Consider the following 25565-nt stretch of genomic DNA (forward strand, 5'->3'; position numbering starts at 1 on the left):
AACTGATGGCGTGGCGAATTCTGTCGGGGGTGGTGCGCATCGGGCCCTCTGAAACGTCGGGTCGTCCCGATAAAACATCCCAAGGCGGGGGAGGTCGTCCTCACTTGCGGGTCATTATAGCGCAGGGGAAAGGTAAGACAAGCGATCAGCCTTGTCAGGTTTTCAACGGCGGATCAGATCTTCAAAGAAGGTCGTGGCCTTTGCGTTTGGCCCTGCATCGGCAATGCCTGATGCGCGCGCCAAAGCCTTGACCCGTTCAAGGCTGTTTTGCAGGTGTATCCGCATGGCACGGCGTGCTGCCAACGGGTCTTGGCGTTCGATTGCGGTTACAACAGCGTCATGCTCACTGTGGATCCGCCCGAAATAGCTGGGCATGACGTCTTTTGAAACGACATGGCTCAGCCTGAACCGGGGCGTGATGATCGGGCGCAGATAGGTCAGAAAAGCGTGGATGAATTCGTTCTTCGCGCCTGTCGCGATCATCAGGTGAAAGTCATAGTCGTAATGGATCTGCACCACATTCGGATCGGACGGCCCCGCATCAACCTGTTCCATCAGTTCGCGGATCTTGCGGGCGTCTTCGGCGGTGCGTCTTTCGGCGCAAAGCCCGGCGGCCTCGACCTCGACGGCAAGCCGCAGTTCCAGCAGCGCGATGGTTTCGGGCAGGGTCGACAGCGCCTCTTGCGGGATTGAAAAGGTCGAGGGCTGCGGCGCCTCGCTGACGAAAACGCCGCGCCCCTGTTGCGGTATCACCAGCCCCTCATGGCGCAGGCGCGCCACGGCCTCACGGATGACGGTGCGGCTGACCTCAAACTGCACGCAGAGCTCTGCCTCGGTGGGAAGTTGCGTGCCGGGCGCAAGCTGGCCGGACTGAATCTGCGCCAACAGGCTGTCTGCGACAACCGTGGACAGTGCTTTGCGTTTGGGCACCCTGGGCATATGAATAATATCTTTTCTTAATGATACCTGATTTTCTGACAGAGCCGCCCGGCCAAGGCAAGGATATCATCAATCCCGGTCAGACAGCGGCGGTGACGATCAGTTCGACCAACATGCCCGGTTTTGCCATCCGCCCCTGACCGGAGGAACGCGCCGGCGCGTGTTCCATCGGCATCCAGGCATCCCAGACGGTATTAACCTCGGCAAAGTCGCGCACGTCGTCCAGCCACATCTGCACATGCAGGATTTTCGTCTTGTCCGTGCCCGCCTTGGCCAAAAGATCGTCGATCTTGGCCAGAACCTCGCGCATCTGGTCGGCGGCGGATTGGCCCGGCTCGGCCACTTGGCCGGTCAGATAGAGGGTGCCGTTATGGGTCACACCGTGGTGGATACGCGTGTCAAAATCAAAGCGGTTGATTGTAGTCATTATTCTTTTCCTTCTGGTTTTCGGATTGGGTTACCTTGCAGGTAATGGGCATAGGGGGCCTGAACCAACCAGCCCGCATCAACCGGCAGCGTCACCCCGGTAATCGACGAGGCTTGGTCCGAGCATAAAAACAGCGCTGCGGCGGCCACGTCGGCAGGGTCAACAAAACGGCGCAGCGCGGTGGTGGCCTTGATCGCATCGGGGTTACGTTCGCCCGCAGCGATCTTGGCCTTCAGCCCGTCCGACAGCGTGTACCCCGGCGCAACCGCATTGACGCGCACACCCTTTGGCCCCAGCTCAGCGGCGAGTATCTGGGTCAGCGCCAAAACCGCGTGTTTGCCCGGCGTATAGGCCGGCAGCGACAGCGGCGCAAAAGACGCGAGCGACCCGACATTAAGGATTGCCCCGCGCCCCTTGGCCGCCATGATCCGGCCAAAGACCTGACAACCGACCAGCGTACCACGGTAATTGATCCGCCACATCCGTTCGTCTTCGTCCAGATCCTGATCCAGCACATGCTGGCCGCTTTGCAAGATGCCCGCGCAGTTGATCAGCACATCGGGCGCGCCAAACCCCGCCACCACGGCATCCGCCAGCGCGGTCAGCGAGGCCGGGTTCGCCACATCGGTTTCAATAAATTCCGCCGCCGGCGCCCCTGCGGCGCGGCAAGCATCGGCGGCACGGGCGCCGCGTTCTGCATCACGGCCCGCAACGATAACGGTGCAGCCCTTGCCGGAAAACCCCTCGGCAATGGCGCGGCCAATGCCTGCGGTGCCGCCAATGACCACGACGATGCGCGTATCAGCCATTGCCGCGATCCTTGCGGTCGACATCAAAGAAATCCGCCATCGCCTCGATCTGGAAAGCCATCATCGGGCGGCCACGCTGAATTTGGCATCCCGCCTTTTCCGCCGCTTGCAAAAGCGCGGTTTCAGCCGGTTCCATGATGATATCCACCACCAGCATATCGGGTGTCAGCCCGGTCACATCCAGCGGCAACGGGTCGCCCGCGTGCATCCCGACGGGGGTGGCGTTCACTGCAATATCCATGCCGCGCGGATCGGCGGGGCCAACCGCGATGCGGCAATCGGGGAAGGCGCGGCCGACCAGTTCGGCCAGCTTTGCGGCGCGGCTGGCGTCAATGTCATTCAGCCGGATCTCGGCGGCGCCCGCTTCGGCAAGGCAATAGGCGATTGACGCCCCCGCGCCGCCCGCACCCACCTGCAACACCCGCTTGCCCGCAATCTGCCGGTTCGCCGCCTTTAGCCCGTCGATAAAGCCCACACCGTCAAAGTTATCGGCATACCAGCTACCATCGGGCAGCCTGCGGACCGAGTTCGCGCTGTTCACCCGCGCGGCGCGGTCATGCGCGCCGCTGCATTTTTCAAACACTGCAATCTTGTAGGGAACCGAGATGATCATCCCGCGCACATTTTGTGCCGCCGTCAGGCCCGCCCAAAAGGTCTCAAAATCTGCGGGCTTGCAGGTCAGCGGCACCATCAGGCTATCCAGCCCGCGCTCCTCAAAAAGCGCGTTGAAATCACCGGGGCTTTTGGCATGGTCAACCGGATGCGCAAGCATCACGAACACATCAGCTTTTCCCGTTCCGCGCATCAGGCTTTCTCCTTTTCATGGGGGTGTGTTAGCGCCGCCATCCGTTCCAGTGCCCGGACAAGGGCCGAATGATCGGCATCGCCGTCGCCGTGTGCGGCGCAGCTGTTCAGCAATTCCTGGGTCGTTGCGGTGTTGGGCAGCGACACGCCAAGGCTGCGCGCGCTGGACAATGCAAGCCCAAGGTCTTTTTGGTGCAGGCGGATCCGGAATCCGGGCGCGAAATTGCGGTTGATCATCCGTTCACCGTGCACCTCCAGCACACGCGATCCGGCAAAGCCGCCCATCAGCGCCGCGCGCACGCGGGCCGGGTCACACCCGGCTTTCGCGGCAAATACCAACGCCTCGGAAACGGCTTCGATGTTCAGCGCAACGATGATCTGATTGGCGATCTTGCAGGTCTGGCCCGCGCCATTTTCTTCACCGACAAGGGTGATGTTCTTGCCCAGCAGCTTGAACAGCGGCTCTGCGCGGTCAAATTCAGCCTTCGGCCCCCCGGCCATGATCGTCAGGGTCGCGGCTTTGGCGCCCACCTCGCCACCGGACACCGGCGCATCAACATAGCCCGCCCCGGCGGCCCGAATTTTCGCGGCCATCTCTTTCGTCACGATCGGGCTGATCGAGCTCATGTCGATCACCAGCGCGCCTTTGGCAATGCCTTCAATAACACCACCGTCGCCCAACAAAACCGTCTCTACATCAGGGGTATCGGGCAGGATCGTGATGATGATATCCGCCGCACGGGCCACATCGGCGGCGGTCGGCAGCACCGTCGCGGCCAGATCGGCGGGCAGGGGCGCGCGGTTCAGCGTTGTAAATATCTCATGCGATGCGGCTGCAAGGTGGCGGGCCATCGGCGCCCCCATGACCCCCAGACCTATAAACCCAAGCTTCATTTTCATCCCCCCCTTCGGTTTCGTAATCGCGCCGCTTGCAATGCAGCACTAGACGTGTTGCAACACTTATTATATGACATCATATAAATTACAACCCGATTCACCCCGGAGACGACAGCAATGCAAACACCCAGTATAAAAGAGCGGGAAAATAGCCTGAAAACAGCGGTGGCAGGCGGCAAAGCGGCCATCGGCATCTGGTGTTCGCTCGCCTCTGCGCTGACAACCGAGGTGGTGGCGGGGTCAGGGGCCGATTGGCTGCTGATTGACGGTGAACACAGCCCCAACGACATGCGCAGCATCATGGCGCAGCTACAGACCGCTGCCGCGTTTGCGTGCGAACCGGTGGTGCGGCTGGTGGCGGATGATGTGACACATATCAAACAGGCGCTGGATATTGGCGCCCGCAGCCTGATGATCCCGAATGTGCGCACCGCTGAACAGGCCCGCGCCATCGTGGCCGCCATGGCCTATGCGCCGGGGGGGGTGCGCGGCTTTTCGGTTGGGCATCGTGCCAATGCGTTCGGGCGGATCGCGGGGTATCACGCCAATGCACGGCGCAATCAGCTATTGGCGGTGCAGATCGAATGTGAAACCGGCGTGGCCAACGCGGGCGAAATTGCCGCCATCGACGGGGTGGATGTGCTGTTCGTCGGCCCCGGCGATCTTTCCACCAATATGGGCGCGATGGGCAACCCCGGCGCGGACCATGTGCAAAAGGCCATCGCCACGGTGCAGCGCGCCGCCGCCGATGCGGGCAAGGCCAGCGGTATTCTGGCCCCCGCCAAGGCAGATGCTGACCGATACCTTGCCGCCGGTTTTACCATGGTGGCCGTGGGGTCAGACCTTGGCCTGCTTGCGCGCGGCTCTGACGCGCTGATCGCTTCTTTCACCCGCTAGGACGAGAACCAAAATGCCGATACCTCCTTACAAGGCCCCCAAACAGCGCCGCTATGATGTCGTGATTGTCGGGGGGGCCGCGGTTGGCTCATCCGTCGCCTATTGGCTGTCGACCGAAATGGGCGAAAAAATCTCGGTCCTCGTGGTTGAACGGGACAGCAGCTACGAATTTTCGTCAACCGCACTGTCGACCAGCGCGATCCGGCAGCAATATTCAAACCCGATCAACGTGACGATCAGCCAGTTCGGGGTCGAAATCATCCGCAACTTCGCTGACCGGATGGGCAAGTTCTTTCCCGGCGAACCCGCCCCCGATCTGGGGTTCAAGGAATACGGCTACCTTTACTGCTGCACCCCCGAAGGCGTGGATGCCGCCAAGGACCGGGTCGAATTGCAGCGCAACCTCGGCGCGCATACGGTGTTTCTGGACCCCGGCGCGCTGAAGGAAAAATTCCCTTGGGTCAATGTCGAAGACCTCGGCGGTGCCTCCTGGGGGGCCGAGGCCGAGGGTTGGTTTGACTCGATGGGGTTGCTGACCGGCTTTCGTCGCGGCGCACGGGCGCAAGGCGTGGAATATGTAGACAACGCCGTGACCGGGCTTGGCCTTGAGGGTGGGACGGTCAAAACCGTGCAACTGTCGACCGGCGAGGTGATTTCCTGCGGCACGCTGGTCAATGCCGCCGGCCCGCGCGCACAGATGATTGCCGCAATGGCGGGGCTGTCCATCCCGGTCGAGCCCCGCAAACGGCACAGCTTCGTCTTTGCGTCGGCCACGCCAATTCCCGGCCGGATGCCGAACGTGATTGATCTGACCGGCACCTTCGTGCGCCCGGAAGGCGAGCTGTTCCTGACCGGCAACACCCCCGAAAACGACGGCCCCGCAGGCTATGACGATTTTGAGACACGCCATGAAGAGTTTGAAGAACGTCTCTGGCCCTCGCTCTGGCACCGGATACCGGCGTTTGACGCGCTGCGGATTCAGCAGTCCTGGACCGGCCATTATGAATACAACACCCTCGATCACAACGGTATCGTCGGCTTTCACCCCGAGGTGACGAACTTCATGTTCGCCAACGGTTTTTCCGGCCACGGGCTGCAACAATCGCCCGCCGTCGGCCGCGCGGTGATGGAGCTGATTGTCCATGGCGGTTTTCGCACGCTGGACCTGACCCCGTTCCGCTATGAACGCATCCCGGCGAACGAACCGTTCCTGGAAGACGCCGTAATCTGATGCGCCCGCCCGCCAGTCAAAAAGCCCCCGGCGCCATCGGAAAGAATTTCTTTCCCAGTGTCGTTAATTCTTGTTTTTGGACCGGGCGTCCGCTGCGTAACCTGACCCAGGGACAAGTGGAGGAAAACAGTTGAAAACAGCGTTCATCACTGGCGCGACTAGCGGAATCGGCCACGCCATGGCGCTGGAACTTGCCCGCGCCGGATACAAGGTTTACGCCGTCGGCCGCAGCGCCACAGCCCTGGAGGCGCTAAAGGCCGAAGGGCTGGATATAGCCCCGATCGCGCTTGACATAACAGACCGCGAGGCGCTGGAAGATGTGGTTTCCGGGCTGGAGATTGACGTTCTGATCAACAATGCCGGGATCATGCCGCCGCTGGGGAATTTCGCGGATACCGCCATTTCCGATATCGACGCGGCGTTAGAGGTGAACCTGAGTGCTGCGATATTGCTGACGCGGATGGTTGTGCCGCACATGCGCGAACGCCGTGCCGGGCATGTGCTGTTCACCGGGTCGTCCGCGGCGCATGCGACCTACCCCAATATCGCCGTCTATACCGCAACAAAGGCCGCCATTGCCGGTTTTGCGGGCGCGCTGCGGGCCGATCTTGCGCCCTTTGGCGTCCGCGTGACCGAGATTGTTCCGGGCCGGGTTGAAACGCAGCTTTATAAAGACGTCCTTGATGAAAAGACACGCGCCGCGATGTATGCGGGGCAGATCGCCGTGCAGCCAGAAGATGTAGCCAGAATGGTCGTCGCGGTGCTGGCGCTGCCGCAATGGGCCGATGTCACCCGCTTTGACATCATGCCGACCAATCCCACCACCCCAACCGGAAAAAAGTGAGGCCAGAATGAAGGATCTTTCAGTTCTAATCGTCGGTGGAGGCTCTGGCCTTGGGGCGCTCTTGGCCCAGATGGCGGTCGAGGCGGGCGCCTCGGCGGTGGGGATCATCGACATCAACCCCGACGCCGCCGAAAAGGCCCTGGCCTCGGCCCGCGAAAAGGGTCTGCCCACGGCTTCGGCAAAATGCGACATTCAGGTTGGCCCGCAATGCCACGCCGCCTTTGGCAGCATCGTTGCGGCACTTGGCCGGGTTGATACGGTGATCAACTGCGCCGCGATCTATCCGCGCCGCCCGATCCTTGAGATTACCGACGCCGAATGGGACGCCTCGAACGGGATCAACGTCAAGGGCACCTATCACATGGCGGTCGCCGCAATCCGGCATATGCAGACCCAAGACCCCAAAGCCCATGTGCGCGGCCGGATCGTCAACCTGACCTCGGTCGATGCGTTCAAGGCGCACCCGCAAAACGCCCATTACGCGGCAACCAAGGCGGCGGTGGTCAGCCTGACCCGTTCAATGGCGCATGAGGTGGCCAAGGATGGTATCCTGATCAATTCCGTGGCCCCCGCCGGTATGGCGACCGACCGCGCCCGCGAGCTTGGCTTTCTGGACGAACTGGCAAAGGCCAGCCCCTTGGGTCGTGGCGCGATGCCCACAGAGATAGCCGAATGGGTATTGATGGCCGGCGGCCCGAAAAACACCTATATGACTGGCGAAAACATCATTGTTTCAGGCGGTTACATCTACGCCTGATAAGATCCACCGCTGTGTGCTACTGTTCGCACAGCCCCGTTCACCCCCCGCCGAAAGGAGGCGCTGATCTTGTCTGGCAAATTACGCCTTCCCCCCCTTAACGCGCTGCGGGTGTTTCATGCAGTGGTGCGCCATGCCAGTTTCCGGCAGGCGGCGGATGAGCTTTTGGTGACGCCGCAGGCGGTGGGTCAGCAGATCAAACTGCTGGAAGATACGTTGCAAGTGACCCTGTTTGAACGGCGCGGCCGCAGCGTAGAGCCTACTGAGGACGCCATTTTGCTATCGCATTACGTCGGCGCCGGCTTTGCCGAATTTGCCGAGGGCGTGCGCCGCGTCACCAAGTCGAACTACCGCAACCGGATCAATCTGAACGCCTCGCCGTATTTCGCCACGCGCTATCTGATGCCGCGTCTGGCGCAGTTTCGCGAAACGGTTCCGGGGGCCGATCTGCGCCTGACCACGATGGTCGACACCCCCGATTTCGCCCGCGACGACATAGACGTTTCGGTGCAGTGGGGCTATGGCGACTGGCCCGACCTTGACGTGTCGCTGCTGGTGCGCGACCCCAAGGTCATCTGTTGCAGCCCCGCGATTGGCGCGCAGATAGAAACCGCAGCCGACCTGACCCGTTTTGCGCTGCTGCACACGGTCAAATCCAAACGCCTTTGGCCCGATATTCTGCACCACCTCGGCGTTGCACAGGGCGATCAGGATGGCAGCATCGGCTTTGATGATGCGGCAACGATGCGGCGGGCCACGCTACAGGGCATGGGGATCGGCCTTGTCTCGGTTATCGACGCCGAAGAGGATCTGCGCTCGGGGCTGCTGGTTGCGCCGTTGGGGCGCGACGCCCTGCAAACGATGCCCAAGGATGAGGTGCCGGGGTTCTACCTGCTGGCGCCGCGCGCGCATCTGCGCGTCAAGGTGGTGGCCGCCTCGCACCGCTGGTTGCTTAATCAGACGTGGGACAGCCTCCCTGACCTTTTGTCAACGCCATTGGCGGCGATACCGCCCCATGACGCCTGACCCCGGTTTGACCGGGGGCGCAGCCAATACCGCGCCCCCCAATAAAAACGCGACCACAATTCAACCCACCAAATCCGACACCAAGGGAGTAAAGACATGAAACTATCCAATCTGGCCGCCGTGGCGCTTTCTGCCGCGCTTGCCATGCCCGCACTGCCCGCGCTGGCCGACGCCGGCAAAACCCTGGAGACCGTAAAGGCGCGCGGCTCGCTTTTGTGCACCGGGCATGACGGCTCGTATCTTGGCTTTGCCGAGGTTGATGACAAGGGCAACTGGAAGGGCCTTGATATCGACCTGTGCCGCGCTGTTGCGACCGCCATTTTCGGGGATCCGACCGCGCTGAAGATCATTCCGATCAGCTGGGCGCAGCGCTGGCCTGCGCTCCAGTCGGGTGATGTCGATATCGTCATCAAGGCATCGGGCGGCACGCTTAGCCGTGACACGGAACTGGGGCTGCAATTTTCCAACTCCTACTATCTTGGCACAACCAAGATCATGGCGCACGCGGAACTGGGCCTGAAGTCGATCGCGGATGCCGATGGCGGCACGATCTGCATCCCCGCAGGCACGACACAAGAACAGCAGATCGCGTCCTATACCCAGCGTCTTGGCATCACGCTGGAACCGGTCGTGATTCAGAAAACCGAGGAACTGGAGCAGGCCTATTTCTCGGGCCGGTGCGACGCCTATACCCAGTGGGGCCCGGTTCTGGCGATTGCCCGCGCCGCCAAGGGCAACATTGATGAACACGTCCTGCTGCCTGACGTTCTGGCGTTGGAACCCGAGGTCATGGTGATGCGCCAGGGCGATGACAACTGGGTCGATATCGCCAACTGGACGCTAAGCGCGCTGCTGTTCGCGGAACAAGAGGGCGTCAATTCCGGCAACGTCGATGACATGCGCGCCAACCCGCCAACGCCCGAAGTGTCCAAGTTTCTGGGCGTGACCCCGGGTGTGGGCAAGGGCCTTGGGCTGACGGATGACTGGGCCTACAACGTCATCAAGAATGTCGGAAACTTCTCCGAGGTGTTCGAGCGCAATCTGGGCCAGGAATCGCCCTACAAGATGCCGCGTGAAATGACCGCCCTGTGGAAAGACGGCGGCGTTCTGTTCCCGCTGGTCTTCGACTGACACTATCGGCCCTGCCCGGTCGCGGGCGGGGCCATTTCACCCCTGTGAAAGGTTGGTTGATGCGAAATCCACTGCGCAACCTGAAAACCCGGAATGCCGTGTTGCAGACCCTGTTTGTAGGGGGACTTGCCGCGCTGGTCATTTCCGGCACGCTGATTGCGATGCGCAATCTGGAGGCTCAGGGCATTTCCTCGGGCTTTGGGTTTCTGTCCAAGGCAACCGGCCTGAACGTGTCTTTTTCGCTGCTGCCGGTGACCGCGACAGACCCCTACTGGTGGCTTTTGCTTATCGGTTTCGTCAACACGATCTTTCTGGGCTTTTTCGGGCTTTTGGCGGCAACCATCGTCGGCATGGTCGTCGGCCTTGCCCGCACCTCGGCCAATGAGGTGGCAAGCCTTTTGGGCACGATCTACGTTGAATCCTTTCGCAACGTGCCGATCATCTTGCAGGTCATCTTCTGGTATGCGGTCCTGACCCATCTGCCCGGACCCCGTGACGCGCTGGAATTTGGCGGTATGGCGCTAAGCAGCCGGGGGGTTTTCCTGCCGATGCTGAATGTCGGGAATGGCTGGCTGGTTCTGGCGGTGCTGGCGCTGGTCGCGGCGGTGATACTGCCGCTTTTCATCTCCGTCAGCCGCAAGATCGCCAAACCCCGCGAAGAACGCCGCGCGCTGAAAATCACCGCCACCGCCGTCTGCCTTGCGGTATTTGCGGCGGCCCTGCTGCTGGGCCGTCCCGCAGGGGGCAGCTTCGTTTCGGTGCCGATGCTAAAGGGGCTGAACTTTCAAGGTGGCCTGCGGATCCCGCCCGAGTTTTCGGCCCTGCTGATCGGCATTGCCGTCTACGGCGGTTCCTATATCGCTGAAATCGTCCGCGGCGGCTTCAAATCCGTCAGTAGGGGCCAGATCGAGGCGGCACAATCGCTGGGCCTGACACGCTGGCAGATATTCACGCGGGTGCGGTTGCCGTTGGCGCTGCGCGCGATGCTGCCCATTCTGGCCAACCAGTACGTCTGGCTGATCAAGGCAACCACCCTGGGCATTACGGTCGGCTTTACCGATTTCTTCATGATCGTATCGCTGACCATCAACCGGTCGGGCCAAACGCTTGAGGCGATCTTCATTCTGATGGCGGGGTTCCTGATCATCAACTTTACGGTCGCGGCAGTGTTCAACCGTATCAACAAGGCCATTGCCCTGAAGGGCAATCAACTTCGGACGTGAACAGATGATGGCATCCTCACCCATGGCACGCCGGCACGCATCGCGCTCGCTCAAGCGGCGCTTCTTCTCCACCCCGCTGGACGCGGCGGTTTCCATCATCTGCCTGGCGCTGCTGGCGCTGTTGATCTGGAAAGTATCGGATTGGGCACTGTTTTCGGCGGTGTTCGGCAGTGCTGGCGGCCCCGCGGCCTGCAAGGCGGCCACCGGCGCGTGCTGGTCTGTCATTGCAGACCGCTGGCGGATCATCATGTTTGGCCTTTACCCCTATGAGGAACAGTGGCGTTCTGCGCTGGCCTGCGTGGCCGTGGTGGTGATGACGGTTTTAAGCTGCATCCCGGCCCTTTGGACCGGGCGGCGGATTGCGCTGATCTGGGGTATTGGGGCCAGCAGCTATTACATTCTGATGGCGGGTGGCATTTTCGGGCTGGAGGTAGTGGGCGAAGAAATGTGGGGCGGGCTGGCGCTGACGCTGTTCATCTTTCTGTCGACCTGCCTGATCGGGTTTCCCCTGTCGATCGTGTTTGCCCTGATGCGCCGGTCTGAACTACCGTGGATTTCGCGCACGATGGGGCTGATCATTGATACGGTGCGGTCGCTGCCGCTGATTTCGATCCTGTTCACCTTTGCGATCGTGCTGCCCTTCATGCTGCCCGACTGGCTACAGGGCGACAAACTTTACCGCGTGATCTTGGGGTCGGCGCTGTTCTTTGCCGCCTACCAGGCCGAGATCGTGCGCGGCGGGATGCAGGGCGTCGCCGCCGGGCAGGAAGAGGCCGCCAAGGCGCTGGGGCTGGGCTATTGGCACCGCATCAGCCGGATCGTGCTGCCGCAGGCCATGCGCAACGCGCTGCCCGCGACGATCAACCAGTTCGTGATTTCGTTCAAGGAAACCTCGCTGGTCATCATCATCGGGTTTTTCGAAATCCTCGCCTCGGCCAGCGCGGCCTACGGCACCGGCGACTGGACCTTTGCCTATGTCGAGGTCTACGTCTTTGTCGCCCTGATCTACTTCGTCTTTGTCTTCAGCCTGTCGCGCTATGGTGCCTTTCTTGAACGGCGCATGGAAATCGGCCAACGGTAAGGAGGTCTTTGCATGACCCAGAAAACCAAAGCCGCGGGGGACATCCCCGCAATTCAGATCGAACATATGAACAAGTTCTACGGCAAGTTTCAGGCGCTGAAAAACATCAACCTGACCATTGGGCGGGGCGAAAAGGTGGTGGTTTGCGGGCCGTCGGGTTCTGGCAAGTCGACCATGATCCGCTGCATCAACCGGCTGGAAGAACATGATAGCGGCAAGATCACGGTTCTGGGCACGGAATTGAACGACGATCTGGGCAATATCGACGAAATCCGGCGCGATGTCGGCATGGTGTTTCAGCACTTCAACCTGTTCCCGCATATGACCGTGCTGGAAAACTGCACCCTCGCGCCGATGCTGGTGCGCAAGACCCGCCGCGCCGAGGCCGAGGCAAACGCCCGCGCCTTTCTGGAAAAGGTGCGCATCCCTGAACAGGCCGACAAGTTTCCCGGCCAGTTGTCGGGTGGGCAGCAGCAGCGGGTAGCGATTGCCCGGTCGCTATGCATGCAACCCGAGATATTGCTGTTTGACGAACCCACCTCGGCGCTGGACCCGGAGATGATTTCCGAAGTGCTGGACGTCATGGTGGCGCTGGCAGATGAGGGGATAACGATGATCTGCGTGACGCATGAAATGGGTTTTGCCCGCAAGGTGGCCGACCGCGTGGTGTTCATGGACGCGGGCGAGATCATCGAAGAGGCTGCCCCCGAGCCGTTCTTCAACGCGCCGCAAAATGAGCGGACGAAAAAGTTTCTGTCGCAAATTCTGGCGCATTGAGGCGGACTCGCGCAGCACAAAAACCTGGGCAAAAAGGCACTGACATGGCGGATCTGGCACGAGAGTTTGCCGAATTACTGGGCGCAAAAGGCTGGCTTTCTGGCGATGGCGCCGCGCCCTATAGCCGCGACTGGCTGAACAGATACGGCATAGCGCCGATAGGTGTGGCGCGCCCGGCCGATACCGCCGAGGTTTCGGCGGTGCTGCAACTCTGCCACCGGCATGGCATCATCGTCGTGCCGCAAGGCGGCAACACCGGCCTTTGCGGGGCAAGCGTTGTGGCTGCGGGGGCGGGGGTGATCCTGTCGCTGTCGCGCATGGCGGCGATTGCGGCGCCTGACCGGGCATCGGCCTCGGTCTGCGTGGGCGCGGGGGCGGTGCTGGAGGCGTTGCATCAGGCGCTGGAACCGCAGGGGCTGATCTTTCCGCTGCATCTGGGGGCCGAGGGTAGCGCCACAATTGGCGGGCTGATCGGCACCAATGCCGGCGGCAGCCATGCCGCACGCTACGGGATGATGCAGGATCTGGTGCTGGGGCTGGAGGTGGTTCTGGCCGACGGCACCATCTGGAACGGCCTGCGCGCCGTACAAAAAGACAATGCGGGCTATCAACTGCGCAAGCTGTTTTGCGGCGCGGAAGGCACGCTTGGTATTGTCACTCGGGCGATACTAAGGCTCTATCCCGCCCCAAAACAGCGTCAAACCGCTTTGCTTGCGCTGCCTGACATGGAGGCGGCTGTTGCCTTTGGCACCCATATCCGGGCCGAGGCGGCCGATTTTCTGAACGGGCTGGAGTTCTTTTCAGACTTTGGGCTTGGCCTGACGATGCGGCATCTGGCCGGCTTGGGCTTTCCGCTGGAAACGCGCGGCGGCGCCTATGTTCTGGTTGAGCTGACGTCAAGCTCGGATCTCGTGCCCTTGGCCGATGTGCTGGGGGCCACGCTGGAATGGGGGATGGAACAGGGGCTGGTGCTGGACGGTGCGCTGGCCATGTCCGAAGCGCAGCGCAGCCATTTCTGGCGCTTGCGCGAAGAGCAACCCGAAGGCCAGCGCCTTGAAGGGCCACAGTTAAAGCACGACATCTCTGTGCCCCCCGGCCGGATCGCGGAATTCATCCATGACGCGGACCGGCTGTGCCAGACCCTTTTGCCGGGCGTTCGGATCAACCCCTTCGGGCACCTGGCCGATGGCAATATCCATTTCAACCTGTCCCCCCCCGAAGACGCCACCGGCTTTGACGGGCGCGGTGGTGATCTGGCGCAAGGGCTGGCCGGTCTTGCCACCGCAATGGGCGGCAGCTTTGCCGCCGAACACGGGCTGGGGCGCGCAAAAACCGCCCTGGCAGACACGCATCGCAGCCCGGTTGAACGGGGCCTGATGGCGCGGATCAAACAGGCGTTTGACCCTGACGCCTACCTCAACCCCGGCGTTATCATAACCACCATCACCCCGGACCAGACCAAAGAATAACTTGTGCTTGGCCTGATTTTCTTGATTTCACTACCCCGCCCCGATGTGCACGATACCCATGGGCCAAAGCGCCCCGACACCCCCCTTTGGAGCACGACACATGACAGACAGATTGCGCAACGGCGGTGAGCTTTTGGTCGAATGTCTGGTGGCGCTTGGCGCGCGCAAGGGCTTTGGCGTGCCGGGGGAAAGCTATCTGGCGGTGCTGGATGCGCTGCATGATACCGCCGGCCGGCTGGACTATGTGCTGTGCCGGAACGAGGGTGGCGCCGCCTTTATGGCTGCGGCTTACGGCAAGCTGACCGGCAGCCCCGGCCTTTGCTTTGTGACCCGCGGGCCGGGCGTCACCAATGCCTCGATCGGGGTGCATACCGCAATGCAGGACAGCGCGCCGATGATCGTCTTTGTCGGTCAGGTCGGCACCGATATGAAGGGCCGCGAGGCGTTTCAGGAAATTGACTACCGCGCCGTGTTTGGCACGATGGCGAAATGGGTCACCGAGGTGGATCAGGTCGACCGCCTGCCCGAGATCATGGCCCGCGCCTGGACCACCGCCCTGTCGGGCCGCCCCGGCCCCGTGGTCATCGCGCTGCCCGAAGACATGCTGACCGCCCTGACCGATGCCCCCGCGCTGACCGGCCCCGCCCGCATCACCGAACCCGCCCCCGAGCCCGGCGCCATGGCCGACGCGCTGGCGCTGCTGGCGCAGGCCAAACGCCCGCTGGTCCTCTTTGGCGGTTGCAACTGGACCGATACGGGGCGCGCCGATTTTCAGGCTTGGGCCGAGGCCTCGGATATCCCGGTGGTTGCCGCGTTCCGCTATCAGGACCGGTTTGACAATCACTCGCCCGTTTTCGTGGGTGAGGCCGGGGTCGGGATGGCGCCGCATATAAAGGCGCTGATCCGCGATGCAGACGTCATTCTGGCGATCAACCTGCGCTTTGGCGAAATGACAACCGATGGCTATACGCTGCTGAACGTGCCTGTTCCGGCGCAAAAGCTGATTCATGTGCATGGCTCTGACCGCGAAATCGGCAAGGTCTATGTGCCGACGCTGGGTCTTCAGGCCGGCCCCAACGCCTTTGCCCGCCAGCTTGCGCCGGTCAATGGCGGCTGGGCAGACTGGCGCAAGGCCGCCCGTGCGGCCTATGAGGCGGGCTTTGACGCGCCCGCGCAGCCCGGCCCGGTGGATATGGTCAAGATCGCAGCGTGGCTACGCGACCACCTGCCCGAGGATATGATCTTGACCAACGGCGCAGGCAATTTCACCGTCTGGCCGAACAAGTTTTTCCGTTTTGGCCCAAAGGCCCGCCTGCTTGCGCCGCAATCGGGGGCGATGGGTTACGGCCTGCCCGCCGCGATCGCGGCCAAGGTCGCGCACCCGGACCGGACCGTTGTCTGTTTTGCCGGGGACGGTGACTTTCAGATGAACTGCCAGGAACTTGGCACCGCGATGCAGGCCGGGGCGCAGCCGATTGTGCTGATCCTCAACAACGGCATCTACGGCACGATCCGCGCCCATCAGGAACGCACCTATCCGGCCCGCGTTTCAGGCACGACCCTGCAAAACCCCGATTTCGTGGTACTCGCCAAATCTTACGGGTTTCACGCCGAAACCGTCGCCGCCACGGATGATTTTCCGGCGGCCTTTGAACGTGCCCTCGCCTCGACCAGTGGCGCGGTGCTGGAACTGATCATCTCGCCCGAGGCGCTGACCCCGCGCCAGACCCTTTCACAGATGCGCAATGACGCGCTCGCCTCAAAAAAGGCAAAGCCATGAACGCAAAGTCAAACGACATCCGGCTGGGTGCCGACATCGGTGGCACGTTTACCGATATCGCACTGGACGTGCGCGGAACGATCTATTCCACCAAGGTGCTGACCAATTACACCGCCCCAGAACAGGCGATTTTCGACGGGATAGACATAGTTTTGCGCGATGCCGGGCTAAGCATCACCGATCTGGACATTGTGATCCACGGCACCACGCTGGCCACCAATGCGCTGATTGAACGGCGCGGCGCGCGCACCGCCTTTATCACCACCGAGGGCTTTCGTGATGTGATCGAAATGCGCACGGAAAGCCGGTTTGAACAGTATGACCTGAACATGCGCCTGCCCCCCCCGCTGATCCCGCGCGAGGACCGTTTTGCGGTTGCCGGGCGCATTGGTGCCCAAGGTCAAGAGCTGCTGGCGCTGGACGAGGCCGCATTAGCGCAGATTGCCGACACTATCGCGGGTTCTGATTTCCGCGCCGTGGCGATCGGGTTCATCCATTCCTACATGAACCCCGCACACGAAGAACGCGCCCGCGCGGTTCTGGCGAAGAAGCTGGATCTGCCGATCTCGCTCAGCTCTGAGGTTTCGCCCCAGATGCGCGAATTTGAGCGTTTCAACACCGTTTGCGCCAATGCCTATGTGCGCCCGCAGATGGCCGATTATCTGGCCCGCCTGCAATCGCGCCTGAAAGAGATGGGCGCAAAGTGCCCGGTGTTCATGATCCATTCGGGCGGGGGGCTGATCTCGGTCGAGACGGCGGCGGAATTTCCGGTGCGGCTGGTTGAATCCGGCCCGGCGGGCGGGGCGATCTTTGCCGCCGACGTGGCCGCGCGCTTTGATCTGAAAAAGGTGCTGTCCTATGACATGGGCGGCACCACCGCCAAGATCTGCCTGATCGAGGATTTCACCCCGCAAACCGCCCGCACCTTTGAGGTGGCGCGAACCTACCGGTTCAGCAAAGGCTCTGGCATGCCAATTTCCATCCCGGTGATCGAGATGATCGAAATTGGCGCCGGGGGCGGGTCCATTGCCTGGGTCGATGCCATGGGCCGCATCCAGACCGGCCCCGAAAGTGCCGGGTCAGAGCCGGGTCCGGCCTGCTACGGCCGTGGCGGCGACCGCCCCGCGATCACCGATGCCGATCTGATGCTGGGCAAGCTGGACCCCGACAATTTCGCAGGCGGCAGTATCCGGCTTGATCCCAACGCCTCCAGCGCCGCGATTGGGCGCGATGTGGGCGACAGGCTGTCACTGGCGCCGCTATCGGCCGCGTTTGGCATCTGCGAGGTGGTTGACGAAAACATGGCCAATGCGGCGCGCGTCCATGCGGTGGAAAACGGCAAGGATATTTCCAACAATGTGATGATCGCCTTTGGCGGCGCGGCCCCGCTTCATGCGGCGCGGCTGTGTGAAAAACTGGGCGTCAATCAATGCCTTGTGCCGCAGGGTGCAGGTGTCGGTTCAGCCATCGGGTTTCTGAAGGCGCCTTTCGGCTATGAGGCGCTGGCCTCCAAACTGGTCCGGGTTTCGCAGTTTGATGTGGACGACGCGAACAAGACGATTGCCGATCTGAAAGCAACCGCCGAACGGTTTGTCAGCTCGGGCACCGATGGCCAGATCCTGCGCGAAATCACCGCCTTCATGCGCTATGCCGGTCAGGGTTGGGAAATTCCGGTGCCGCTGCCTGACCGGCCCTTTACCAAAGCCGACGTTGCGGCGCTGAAAGACAGTTTCCGTGACTGTTACGCCCGCTTCTTTGGCCGCGCGATTGACGGGCTGGATGGGCTGGAGATTGAGATTGTGACCTGGTCCGTAAAGGCGCAAGACCATCGCCCCCGGCCAGAGGCGCACAAGATCAGCCATGGCAACCGCGATGTGGCCGCCACCGCAACGCGCCAGGTTTTCGACCCTACCGCAGCGCGTATGCTGGAAACCGGCCTTGCCGACCGGGCCAGCCTGAAGCCGGGTGATCGGTTGCACGGCCCGGTGGTGATTGTCGAACGCGAAACATCGACGGTGGTGACATCTTCCTTTGATGCCGTGATCCAGCATGACGGCTCTATCCTACTTATCCGCAAGGGGTTCAAAGCATGAGCGATATCGAAGAAATCCACATGCAGGTGATGTGGAACCGTCTGATCTCGGTCGTTGAGGAACAGGCGTTGACCCTTCTGCGCACGGCGTTTTCCACCTCGGTACGCGAGGCGGGCGATTTGTCGGCGGGGGTGTTCAACCCCAAGGGCGAAATGCTGGCGCAGGCCGTGACCGGCACACCGGGCCATGTGAACACCATGGCCGAAGCGGTGCAGAATTTCATGGATGAAATCCCGCGCGACCAGATGTTTGAGGGCGATACCTACGTCACCAACGACCCCTGGCTTGGCACCGGGCACCTGCATGACATCACCATGGTTTCCCCCTCGTTCCTGAATGGCGAGCTGGTGGCGTTTTTCGCCTGCACCGCGCATGTCGTTGATGTCGGCGGGCGCGGCTTTGGCGCGGATGCCAAATCGGTTTATGAAGAGGGGATTCAGATTCCGATCATGAAGTTCGCTGAAAAAGGCGACGTGAACCGGCATCTGGTCAAGATCCTCAGTTCCAACGTGCGCGAACCCAATCAGGTTGTGGGCGATTTCTATTCGCTGGCGGCCTGTAATGAGGTGGGGCACCGCCGTCTGGTTGCGCTGATGACCGAAGTTGGCCTTGCCTCGCTGGATAACCTTAGCGATTTCATCTTTTCGCGCACCCATACCGCCATGCTGGAACGTATCCGCGCCCTGCCGCGCGGTAGCTGGTCCAACACGCTGATGACCGATGGCTATGACGCGCCGGTAAAGCTGGCGGTGAAAATCACCATCGCGGAAGACACCGTCAACGCCGATTTCACCGGCACCGACGCGATGAGCAATTGGGGCATCAATGTGCCCATCATCTATTCCAAGGCCTACGCAAGCTATGCGCTGAAATGCGTGGTGGCGCCTGACGTGCCCAACAATGCGGCCTCTTTGGCCCTGTTCACCGTTTCCTCCCCGACCAATATCCTGAACGCGGCCCGCCCTGCACCCGTGGCACTTCGGCATGTGATCGGCCATATGGTACCCGACCTTGTGCTGGGGGCGGTGGCGCAGGCGCTTCCTGAAACCATTCTTGCCGAAGGGGCGGCGGCGCTCTGGAACATCCATATCTCAGTGCGCCCCAGCGCCGGAAAGGATGGGCGCCGCGCCGAAGTGCTGATGTTCAATTCGGGCGGAATGGGCGCGCGGCCTACGCTTGACGGGCTCTCGGCAACGGCTTTCCCCTCGGGCGTGCATACCATGCCGGTCGAGGCGACCGAACAGACCGGCCCGATCGTGATCTGGCGCAAGGAGCTGCGCCCCGATTCCGGTGGAGACGGCGAATATCGCGGCGGTCTGGGCCAGATCATGGAAATTGCCCCGCAAGAGGGCCACGAGTTTGACTTTTCCGCCATGTTCGACCGGATAAACCATGCGCCGCGCGGGCGTAACGGTGGCAAAGACGGCGTGGTTGGCGCGGTGCATCTGGACGATGGCACCAAAATGCGCCCCAAAGGCTGGCAACATGTGCCCGAAGGCCGCAGACTGGTTCTGGAATTGCCCGGCGGCGGCGGCTATGGCGACCCAAAGCGGCGCAGCCCCGAGGCGCGTGCCGAAGATCGTTCCAAAGGATATGTAACGGAGTAATGCGATGACCTATATTGCCTCGCGTCTGTCGATCGTGAAACCCTCGGCCTCGATGGCGGTTTCTCAGGCCGCCAAGGCGCTGCGCGCGCGCGGGGTCGATGTGATCGACCTTGGCCTTGGCGAGCCCGATTTCCCGACCCCCGCCCATATCATCGAGGCGGCCCATGCCGCCGCGAAAGCGGGCGAAACGCTGTACACCGCCGCCACCGGCACACCGGCGCTACGCGAAGCCGTGGCCAGCAAGTTCCGGCGCGAAAACGGGCTGGATTACACCGCCGATGACATCATCGTGGCCAATGGCGCCAAGCAGATCATCTTCAACGCGCTGATGGCCACGCTAGAGCCGGGCGATGAGGTGATCCTGCCCGCGCCCTATTTCGTGTCTTATCCCGAAATGGTCAAACTGCTGGGCGGCACCCCGGTTATCGCGGAATGTCCCGGTGACGCCGGGTTCCGGCTGACCCCAGAGGTGCTGGAAGCCGCCATTACGCCCCGCAGCAAATGGCTGTTCCTCAACATGCCCGGAAACCCTTCGGGCGCAGTCTATTCCGAGGATGAGCTAAAGGCCCTGGGCACGGTTTTGGCGAAACATCCGCAGGTGTTGATCCTGTCGGACGAGATCTATGAACATATCCTGTTTGACGGGCGCAGCTTTTTGTCCTTTGGCAAGGCCTGCCCGGAATTGCGCGACCGCACCCTGATCGTGAACGGGGTTGCCAAGGCCTATGCGATGACCGGTTGGCGCGTGGGTTATGCGGCGGGGCCGCAGCCGCTGATCAAGGCGATGGCAACCGTGCAAAGCCAGTCCGTTACCTCGGTCTGTGCAATCGCGCAGGCGGCTGCCGTGGCGGCGCTGAACGGCCCGCAAGACATGGTGGCCGAATTCCGCGCGGCGTTTGAACGGCGGCGCAATCTGGTGGTCGACGGCCTTGCCGGGATGAACGGAGTGACCCTATCGCCGCCCGAAGGGGCATTTTACGCCTATATCGGCTGCGCGGGCCTGATCGGGCGCAAGACCCCGAAAGGCGTGGTCCTGAACGACGATGCCGCCGTCGCCACCTACCTCTTGGAGGAGGGGCGCGTGGCCGCCGTGCCGGGCGCGGCCTATGGCCTGTCGCCCTATTTCCGCATTTCGACCGCAACCGCCGATGCCGTGCTGACCGAGGCGATTGCCCGGATCAAAGCCGCCATTTCGGAACTGGAGTAAGCCATGCCGCAATATGAACGCATCCTGATTACCGGCGCGAATGGCCGCCTTGGGTCCATCCTGCGCAAGGGGCTGGCGCCGATGGCCAAGGTGATCCGGCTGGGCGCCCGGGCGCCGTTTGACGATCTGGCGCCGAACGAAGAACAGGCCGTGTTCGATCTGTCGGACATGGAGGCAACGATTGCCGCGACGAAAGATTGCGACGCGATCATCCATTTCGGCGGCGCGCCGATGGAAAGCCCGTGGCAGGACATTCTTGACAGCAATATTCGCGGCTCTTACCACATCTATGAAGGCGCGCGGAAACACGGCGTCAAACGGGTGATCTACGCCTCATCCGTGCATGCGATCGGCTATCATGAGATTGAAGCGCATATTAGCGTTGACGCGCCGGTGCGGCCGGACAGTCTTTACGGTGTCTCAAAGAACTTTGTCGAAAGCCTGAGCCGGCTTTACTGGGACAAATTCGGGATCGAGTCTGCCTGTCTGCGGATTTTTTCGTCGTTCCCGGAACCGGCAGACCGGCGGATGCTGTGGTCTTACCTGTCGTTCGACGATTGCCTGCGGCTGGTCGAGGCGTCGCTGACCGCGCCGCGCATCGGCCATACGCTAAGTTTTGGCATTTCGGACAACAAGGTGAAGACCGTGGACAATACCGGCGCGGCACATCTGGGTTTTCACCCGCAAGACACGTCCGAGCCGTTCCGCGCCAAGGTCGAGGCCAGCACCCCGGTTCCCGACCCGAAAGCGGCATCCGTGCGCTATCTTGGCGGGTGGTTTTGCGAACTGGGCCACCCAGACGACTGACCAATCGCGCCAAATCAGGCGGGCGGCGGCACTCAAAGGTCCGGGCACCTAAGCCCCTTGACCTGGGGCATGGCCAAATTCATCCTGCGGCGGCCCGGCCTTGCGCGAAAGCAGGGCGCGCGTCACTAAGGGTATGAAAGCGGATAGCCCGATGACCGGGGCCGGGCCGGGCGCCGCCGCCGCCGCGATGAAAAGGATCAGTGCCATGAAAACCCTTGATGTGATCACAATGGGCCGCGCGGGCGTCGATTTCTACGGCACGCAGGTCGGTGGCAGGCTTGAGGATATGGGCACGTTCGACAAATATATCGGCGGCTCGCCCACCAATATGGCCTGCGGCACGGCACGGCTTGGGCTGAAATCGGCCCTGCTAAGCCGCGTCGGCAACGAGCATATGGGCCGCTTCATCCGCGAGGAGCTGATCCGCCACGGGGTCAACGTTGAGGGGGTCAAGACCGATCCCGACCGGCTGACCGCGCTGGTCATACTAGGCATCCGCGATCAGGAACAGTTCCCGCTGATCTTCTACCGCGAGAATTGCGCCGACATGGCGCTTTGCGCCGATGACGTCGAGGCGGCGTTTATCGGCTCGGCAAGGTCGGTGGTGGCCACCGGCACGCACCTTAGTCACCCAACGCCGCGCGCCGCCCTTTTGAAGGCGCTGGAACTGGCAAAGGCGCACGGGGCAAAAACCGCGCTCGACATCGACTATCGCCCCAATCTCTGGGGTGTGCTGGGCCACGGCGACGGCGAAAGCCGCTTTGCCGAAAGCGCCGAGGTAACCGCCAGCCTGCAAGAAACGCTGCATCATTTCGACCTGATCGTCGGAACCGAGGAAGAGTTTCACATTGCCGGCGGCACCACCGATACGGTCGCGGCGCTGCGCGCTGTGCGTGCGATTAGCGGCGCCACCCTGGTCTGCAAGCGCGGGCCGATGGGGGCCACAGCCTTTGACGGGCCTATCCCCGACAGCTTGGACGGCGGCCAGACCGGCCCCGGTTTTGGGGTCGAGGTCTTTAATGTGCTGGGGGCCGGCGATGGCTTCATGTCGGGGTTGCTGAAAGGCTGGCTGGATGGCGAGGATTGGCCGACCGCCCTGAAATACGCCAATGCCTGCGGTGCCTTTGCGGTCAGCCGCCACGGCTGCACCCCGGCCTATCCTTCCTGGGACGAATTGCAGTTCTTCCTTAAACGCGGGATCGTTCGCGCGGATCTGCGCAACGACGCAGAGCTGGAGCAGGTGCATTGGGCCACCACCCGCCGCTTTGGGATTGGCGGCGATCGGGACTGCGTGCGGACCTTTGCCTTTGACCACCGCTTGCAGCTAGAGCAGATGGAGGGCTATTCGCTTGAAAAAGGTGGCGCATTCAAGAAGCTGTGCCTGAAGGCCGCGCTGAAGGTGCAGGATGGCAAACCCGGCTTTGGCATCCTGTGCGACGACCGGATCGGGCGATCTGCCCTGCACGCGGCAAGCGGCAGCGGTCTGTGGATCGGGCGGCCGACGGAACTGCCCGGTTCACGCCCCATTGAATTTGAACCAGAGCTTGGCGTTGATCTTGGCGGTTTTCGCGCGTGGGCGCGCGAAAATGTGGTCAAGCTGCTGGTGTTTTGCCACCCGGATGACGATGCCGCCACCCGCGCGCTGCAAGAAAGGCGGGTCGGGCGGCTGTTCACCGCCGCGCGCCGCAACGGGCTGGAATTCCTGCTGGAAATGATCCCGTCCAAGGTCGGGCCGGTGAGCGACGACACGACAGCGACCCTTATCCAGCAGTTCTATGATGCGGGCGTCTACCCCGATTGGTGGAAGCTGGAGCCCTTCAAGACCGATGCCGCCTGGGCGCATGCGGTCGCGGCGATCGAACGCAACGACCCGCGCACAAGGGGCATCGTTGTGCTGGGCCTTGATGCGCCGGAACAGGATCTTGCGGCCAGTTTTGCGCTGGCGGCGAAACAGCCGCTGGTCAAGGGCTTTGCCGTGGGGCGAACGATCTTTGGCGATGCGGCGCGCGGCTGGCTGATGGGCGAAATCAGCGACACGCAGGCGGTGGACCAGATGGCCGAACGCTACGCCCGCCTTTGCACTATCTGGGATAAGGCGCGGGCCGCAGCAGCGGGATGAAATGGCATCATACTGCACCGGGGTGTGGGCGCCGTCCCCTGCCGGCGGATCAACGGCGTTTTTGACGGGCTGAAAATTCTCAGGCTGACCGCCGGTCGGCGTTGCCGCTGTTTTGCCGGTTCAACGTGATAATTGTTCTGCAAGCGTCAGATCCCGGGGCCCGACACGCTGAAAGTCCAGCCCCTGTTCAAGGTGGCGCAGATGTTCGTCGATCAGGTTGACCAGGCGTTCACTGTTTCGGGCCTCGATCTGATCGACGATGGCGGCATGTTCGTCTTCGGCGCAGTTGGAGGTGCCCGAAGCGTTGTAAAGGCCCAGGATGAGGGTGGTGCGCAGGGACAGGTCGGCCAGGAACCGTTCAAGCACCCGATTACCGGCGATCTTGGCCAACCGCATGTGAAAGGCCCGCGACAGGCGCAGCTCTTGCGGCTTGTCGTTTGCAGCACGGGCGCGTGCTTCCTCGATGATGTTGTTGCGCATATACGCAATATCCTCGGCACTTGCGCGGGCGACGACATTGCGGGCAAGCGTGCGTTCGATGGTGCGGCGCGCCTCAAAGACTTCGCGCGCCTCTTCGGGGGACGGTGTGGCGACATACGCGCCGCGATTCGGGCGAAGTTCGACCACATGTTGCGCGGCAAGCGCCGTCAATGCGCGGCGCACATTGGCGCGGTTGCATTGGAAAAGGTCGCTCAGTGCCTGCTCGCCCAATTTGGTGCCAGCCGGAAGCCGCTGTTCGGAAACAGCGGTCAGAATGGATCGCGTGATGGCGTCCTCTGGCGGGCGCATTTCGCTATCTATCTGATTATTTTCAAAAACACTTGTCATGGCTCAATTCTAGTCGAGACCGAGACCGTCGCGCAATGTCTTGTTGACAAAAATATTGATCTGATGAGAAATGTTTGTTAACAATTTTTGATGACAAACTGGGAGGCGTTATGCAAATTCTGATCATGAACCCCAATTCGACAGTCTCGATGACAGACAAGATCGTCGCAAGCGCGCGACAGGTTGCAAGCAACGGGACGACGATAATAGCGGCCACCGGCCAGGATGCGCCTGCCAGCATCCAAGGCCACCACGATGAGGCGATGTCGGTGCCGGGCCTGTTGGCGCGACTGAAACAGGCCGAAAAGGAAGGTCTGGACGGGGTGGTTGTCGCCTGTTTTGACGATCCTGGCATCGGCGCTTGCCGCGAAGTGTTCACGGGGCCTGTCCTGGGGATCTGCGAAGCTGCTGTCAAAGCTGCGAGCATGATCGCCACATCATTCTCGGTGGTGACGACGCTGCCGCGGTCTGTTCCGGTCATTGAACACCTGATCCACGGCTACGGCCTGTCGCACCAATGCCGTCGCGTCCGCTCGGCCGAGATCCCGGTACTGGCCCTTGAGGAGGAGGGGTCAGGCGCGAAAGAGAAGGTGCGCGATGAGATCCTGAAGGCAGTGCGCGAGGATCGCTGCGAGGCGGTCGTGCTGGGCTGTGCGGGCATGGCCGATCTGACCGAATGGCTGACCAAAGAGACCGGCGTGCCGGTCATCGACGGTGTGACCGTAGCAACACGAATGATCGAGGCGCTGATCGGCTGCGGGCTCAAGACCAGCAAGATAGGGGCCTACGCCACCCCGATCTGAGCATAATTT

The 25565-nt window shown here is 62.0% G+C and carries 23 protein-coding genes; 17 read left to right on the plus strand and 6 right to left on the minus strand.

The window, feature by feature from the left end; genetic code table 11:
- Positions 1–162: 162 nt before the first annotated feature.
- The 5 genes from ACM62R_RS02145 to ACM62R_RS02165 form a co-directional block, all read right to left on the minus strand.
- Positions 163–930: a FadR/GntR family transcriptional regulator gene (locus ACM62R_RS02145; RefSeq protein WP_415182425.1), complete on the minus strand. Its 768-nt coding sequence runs from the start codon at positions 928–930 to the stop codon at positions 163–165.
- A gap of 88 nt (positions 931–1018) precedes the next feature.
- Positions 1019–1366, minus strand: a complete 348-nt coding sequence (locus tag ACM62R_RS02150) for a RidA family protein (protein WP_415182426.1) — start codon at positions 1364–1366, stop codon at positions 1019–1021.
- Positions 1366–2175: an SDR family NAD(P)-dependent oxidoreductase gene (locus ACM62R_RS02155; RefSeq protein WP_415182427.1), complete on the minus strand. Its 810-nt coding sequence runs from the start codon at positions 2173–2175 to the stop codon at positions 1366–1368. Before ACM62R_RS02155 ends, ACM62R_RS02150 begins: the two co-directional genes overlap by 1 nt.
- Positions 2168–2980 carry a shikimate dehydrogenase family protein gene (locus ACM62R_RS02160; RefSeq protein ID WP_415182428.1) on the minus strand — a complete coding sequence of 271 codons (813 nt, stop codon included), beginning with the start codon at positions 2978–2980 and terminating at the stop codon, positions 2168–2170. Before ACM62R_RS02160 ends, ACM62R_RS02155 begins: the two co-directional genes overlap by 8 nt.
- Positions 2980–3879: a 2-hydroxy-3-oxopropionate reductase gene (locus ACM62R_RS02165; RefSeq protein ID WP_415182429.1), complete on the minus strand. Its 900-nt coding sequence runs from the start codon at positions 3877–3879 to the stop codon at positions 2980–2982. Before ACM62R_RS02165 ends, ACM62R_RS02160 begins: the two co-directional genes overlap by 1 nt.
- 114 nt (positions 3880–3993) lie before the next feature.
- On the opposite strand from ACM62R_RS02165, the gene ACM62R_RS02170 reads away from it, so the two are divergent.
- The 16 genes from ACM62R_RS02170 (at position 3994) to ACM62R_RS02245 (ending at position 23925) form a co-directional block, all read left to right on the plus strand.
- Positions 3994–4773 (plus strand): HpcH/HpaI aldolase family protein, encoded by a 780-nt coding sequence (locus tag ACM62R_RS02170; RefSeq protein WP_415182430.1) that lies wholly within the window; start codon positions 3994–3996, stop codon positions 4771–4773.
- A 13-nt stretch (positions 4774–4786) separates the two neighbouring features.
- Positions 4787–6004 carry an NAD(P)/FAD-dependent oxidoreductase gene (locus ACM62R_RS02175; protein WP_415182431.1) on the plus strand — a complete coding sequence of 406 codons (1218 nt, stop codon included), beginning with the start codon at positions 4787–4789 and terminating at the stop codon, positions 6002–6004.
- A 130-nt stretch (positions 6005–6134) separates the two neighbouring features.
- Positions 6135–6848, plus strand: coding sequence for an SDR family oxidoreductase (locus ACM62R_RS02180; RefSeq protein ID WP_415182432.1), 714 nt, complete (start codon positions 6135–6137; stop codon positions 6846–6848).
- 7 nt (positions 6849–6855) lie between these two features.
- A complete protein-coding gene (locus ACM62R_RS02185) occupies positions 6856–7605 on the plus strand; it encodes an SDR family NAD(P)-dependent oxidoreductase (RefSeq protein WP_415182433.1) in 750 nt (249 codons plus the stop codon).
- 69 nt (positions 7606–7674) lie between these two features.
- Complete coding sequence (locus ACM62R_RS02190; RefSeq protein WP_415182434.1) at positions 7675–8631, plus strand: LysR substrate-binding domain-containing protein; 957 nt, start codon at positions 7675–7677, stop codon at positions 8629–8631.
- A 96-nt stretch (positions 8632–8727) separates the two neighbouring features.
- Entirely contained in the window at positions 8728–9762 is a 1035-nt protein-coding gene (locus tag ACM62R_RS02195; protein ID WP_415182435.1) for an amino acid ABC transporter substrate-binding protein, read from the plus strand.
- Positions 9763–9821: 59 nt separating this feature from the next.
- The gene (locus ACM62R_RS02200; protein WP_415182436.1) at positions 9822–10985 is read left to right on the plus strand and encodes an ABC transporter permease subunit; all 1164 of its coding nucleotides are present in this window, start codon (positions 9822–9824) and stop codon (positions 10983–10985) included.
- A 4-nt stretch (positions 10986–10989) separates the two neighbouring features.
- The gene (locus ACM62R_RS02205; RefSeq protein ID WP_415182437.1) at positions 10990–12066 is read left to right on the plus strand and encodes an amino acid ABC transporter permease; all 1077 of its coding nucleotides are present in this window, start codon (positions 10990–10992) and stop codon (positions 12064–12066) included.
- A gap of 12 nt (positions 12067–12078) precedes the next feature.
- The gene (locus tag ACM62R_RS02210; RefSeq protein ID WP_415182438.1) at positions 12079–12843 is read left to right on the plus strand and encodes an amino acid ABC transporter ATP-binding protein; all 765 of its coding nucleotides are present in this window, start codon (positions 12079–12081) and stop codon (positions 12841–12843) included.
- 44 nt (positions 12844–12887) lie between these two features.
- Entirely contained in the window at positions 12888–14312 is a 1425-nt protein-coding gene (locus tag ACM62R_RS02215; protein WP_415182439.1) for an FAD-binding oxidoreductase, read from the plus strand.
- Between the two features lie 100 nt (positions 14313–14412).
- Positions 14413–16092 carry a thiamine pyrophosphate-binding protein gene (locus ACM62R_RS02220; RefSeq protein WP_415182440.1) on the plus strand — a complete coding sequence of 560 codons (1680 nt, stop codon included), beginning with the start codon at positions 14413–14415 and terminating at the stop codon, positions 16090–16092.
- On the plus strand, positions 16089–18185 hold the full coding sequence (locus ACM62R_RS02225) for a hydantoinase/oxoprolinase family protein (protein ID WP_415182441.1): 2097 nt from the start codon (positions 16089–16091) through the stop codon (positions 18183–18185). Before ACM62R_RS02220 ends, ACM62R_RS02225 begins: the two co-directional genes overlap by 4 nt.
- Entirely contained in the window at positions 18182–19792 is a 1611-nt protein-coding gene (locus ACM62R_RS02230; protein ID WP_415182442.1) for a hydantoinase B/oxoprolinase family protein, read from the plus strand. Before ACM62R_RS02225 ends, ACM62R_RS02230 begins: the two co-directional genes overlap by 4 nt.
- A gap of 4 nt (positions 19793–19796) precedes the next feature.
- Positions 19797–20999 (plus strand): pyridoxal phosphate-dependent aminotransferase, encoded by a 1203-nt coding sequence (locus ACM62R_RS02235; protein ID WP_415182443.1) that lies wholly within the window; start codon positions 19797–19799, stop codon positions 20997–20999.
- A gap of 3 nt (positions 21000–21002) precedes the next feature.
- Positions 21003–21806, plus strand: a complete 804-nt coding sequence (locus tag ACM62R_RS02240; RefSeq protein ID WP_415182444.1) for an NAD-dependent epimerase/dehydratase family protein — start codon at positions 21003–21005, stop codon at positions 21804–21806.
- Between the two features lie 205 nt (positions 21807–22011).
- Entirely contained in the window at positions 22012–23925 is a 1914-nt protein-coding gene (locus ACM62R_RS02245; RefSeq protein ID WP_415182491.1) for a bifunctional 5-dehydro-2-deoxygluconokinase/5-dehydro-2-deoxyphosphogluconate aldolase, read from the plus strand.
- A 120-nt stretch (positions 23926–24045) separates the two neighbouring features.
- On the opposite strand, the gene ACM62R_RS02250 is transcribed toward ACM62R_RS02245, so the two are convergent.
- Positions 24046–24753 (minus strand): GntR family transcriptional regulator, encoded by a 708-nt coding sequence (locus ACM62R_RS02250; protein ID WP_415182445.1) that lies wholly within the window; start codon positions 24751–24753, stop codon positions 24046–24048.
- A gap of 110 nt (positions 24754–24863) precedes the next feature.
- Here ACM62R_RS02250 and ACM62R_RS02255 point away from each other — a divergent pair, with 110 nt between their 5' ends.
- A complete protein-coding gene (locus ACM62R_RS02255) occupies positions 24864–25556 on the plus strand; it encodes an aspartate/glutamate racemase family protein (protein WP_415182446.1) in 693 nt (230 codons plus the stop codon).
- The last annotated feature ends 9 nt before the right edge of the window (positions 25557–25565 follow it).

This window comes from Phaeovulum sp. (genome assembly GCF_047638075.1).
Taxonomy (GTDB): Bacteria; Pseudomonadota; Alphaproteobacteria; order Rhodobacterales; family Rhodobacteraceae; genus UBA6197.

Bases quoted from the DNA above. Each gene is read 5' to 3' on its own strand.
- ACM62R_RS02150 (WP_415182426.1), bottom strand. From the start codon at position 1,366: ATGACTACAATCAACCGCTTTGATTTTGACACGCGTATCCACCACGGT.
- ACM62R_RS02155 (WP_415182427.1), bottom strand. From the start codon at position 2,175: ATGGCTGATACGCGCATCGTCGTGGTCATTGGCGGCACCGCAGGCATT.
- ACM62R_RS02160 (WP_415182428.1), bottom strand. From the start codon at position 2,980: ATGCGCGGAACGGGAAAAGCTGATGTGTTCGTGATGCTTGCGCATCCG.
- ACM62R_RS02165 (WP_415182429.1), bottom strand. From the start codon at position 3,879: ATGAAAATGAAGCTTGGGTTTATAGGTCTGGGGGTCATGGGGGCGCCG.
- ACM62R_RS02170 (WP_415182430.1), top strand. From the start codon at position 3,994: ATGCAAACACCCAGTATAAAAGAGCGGGAAAATAGCCTGAAAACAGCG.
- ACM62R_RS02175 (WP_415182431.1), top strand. From the start codon at position 4,787: ATGCCGATACCTCCTTACAAGGCCCCCAAACAGCGCCGCTATGATGTC.
- ACM62R_RS02185 (WP_415182433.1), top strand. From the start codon at position 6,856: ATGAAGGATCTTTCAGTTCTAATCGTCGGTGGAGGCTCTGGCCTTGGG.
- ACM62R_RS02195 (WP_415182435.1), top strand. From the start codon at position 8,728: ATGAAACTATCCAATCTGGCCGCCGTGGCGCTTTCTGCCGCGCTTGCC.
- ACM62R_RS02200 (WP_415182436.1), top strand. From the start codon at position 9,822: ATGCGAAATCCACTGCGCAACCTGAAAACCCGGAATGCCGTGTTGCAG.
- ACM62R_RS02205 (WP_415182437.1), top strand. From the start codon at position 10,990: ATGATGGCATCCTCACCCATGGCACGCCGGCACGCATCGCGCTCGCTC.
- ACM62R_RS02210 (WP_415182438.1), top strand. From the start codon at position 12,079: ATGACCCAGAAAACCAAAGCCGCGGGGGACATCCCCGCAATTCAGATC.
- ACM62R_RS02215 (WP_415182439.1), top strand. From the start codon at position 12,888: ATGGCGGATCTGGCACGAGAGTTTGCCGAATTACTGGGCGCAAAAGGC.
- ACM62R_RS02220 (WP_415182440.1), top strand. From the start codon at position 14,413: ATGACAGACAGATTGCGCAACGGCGGTGAGCTTTTGGTCGAATGTCTG.
- ACM62R_RS02225 (WP_415182441.1), top strand. From the start codon at position 16,089: ATGAACGCAAAGTCAAACGACATCCGGCTGGGTGCCGACATCGGTGGC.
- ACM62R_RS02230 (WP_415182442.1), top strand. From the start codon at position 18,182: ATGAGCGATATCGAAGAAATCCACATGCAGGTGATGTGGAACCGTCTG.
- ACM62R_RS02235 (WP_415182443.1), top strand. From the start codon at position 19,797: ATGACCTATATTGCCTCGCGTCTGTCGATCGTGAAACCCTCGGCCTCG.
- ACM62R_RS02240 (WP_415182444.1), top strand. From the start codon at position 21,003: ATGCCGCAATATGAACGCATCCTGATTACCGGCGCGAATGGCCGCCTT.
- ACM62R_RS02245 (WP_415182491.1), top strand. From the start codon at position 22,012: ATGAAAACCCTTGATGTGATCACAATGGGCCGCGCGGGCGTCGATTTC.
- ACM62R_RS02250 (WP_415182445.1), bottom strand. From the start codon at position 24,753: ATGACAAGTGTTTTTGAAAATAATCAGATAGATAGCGAAATGCGCCCG.
- ACM62R_RS02255 (WP_415182446.1), top strand. From the start codon at position 24,864: ATGCAAATTCTGATCATGAACCCCAATTCGACAGTCTCGATGACAGAC.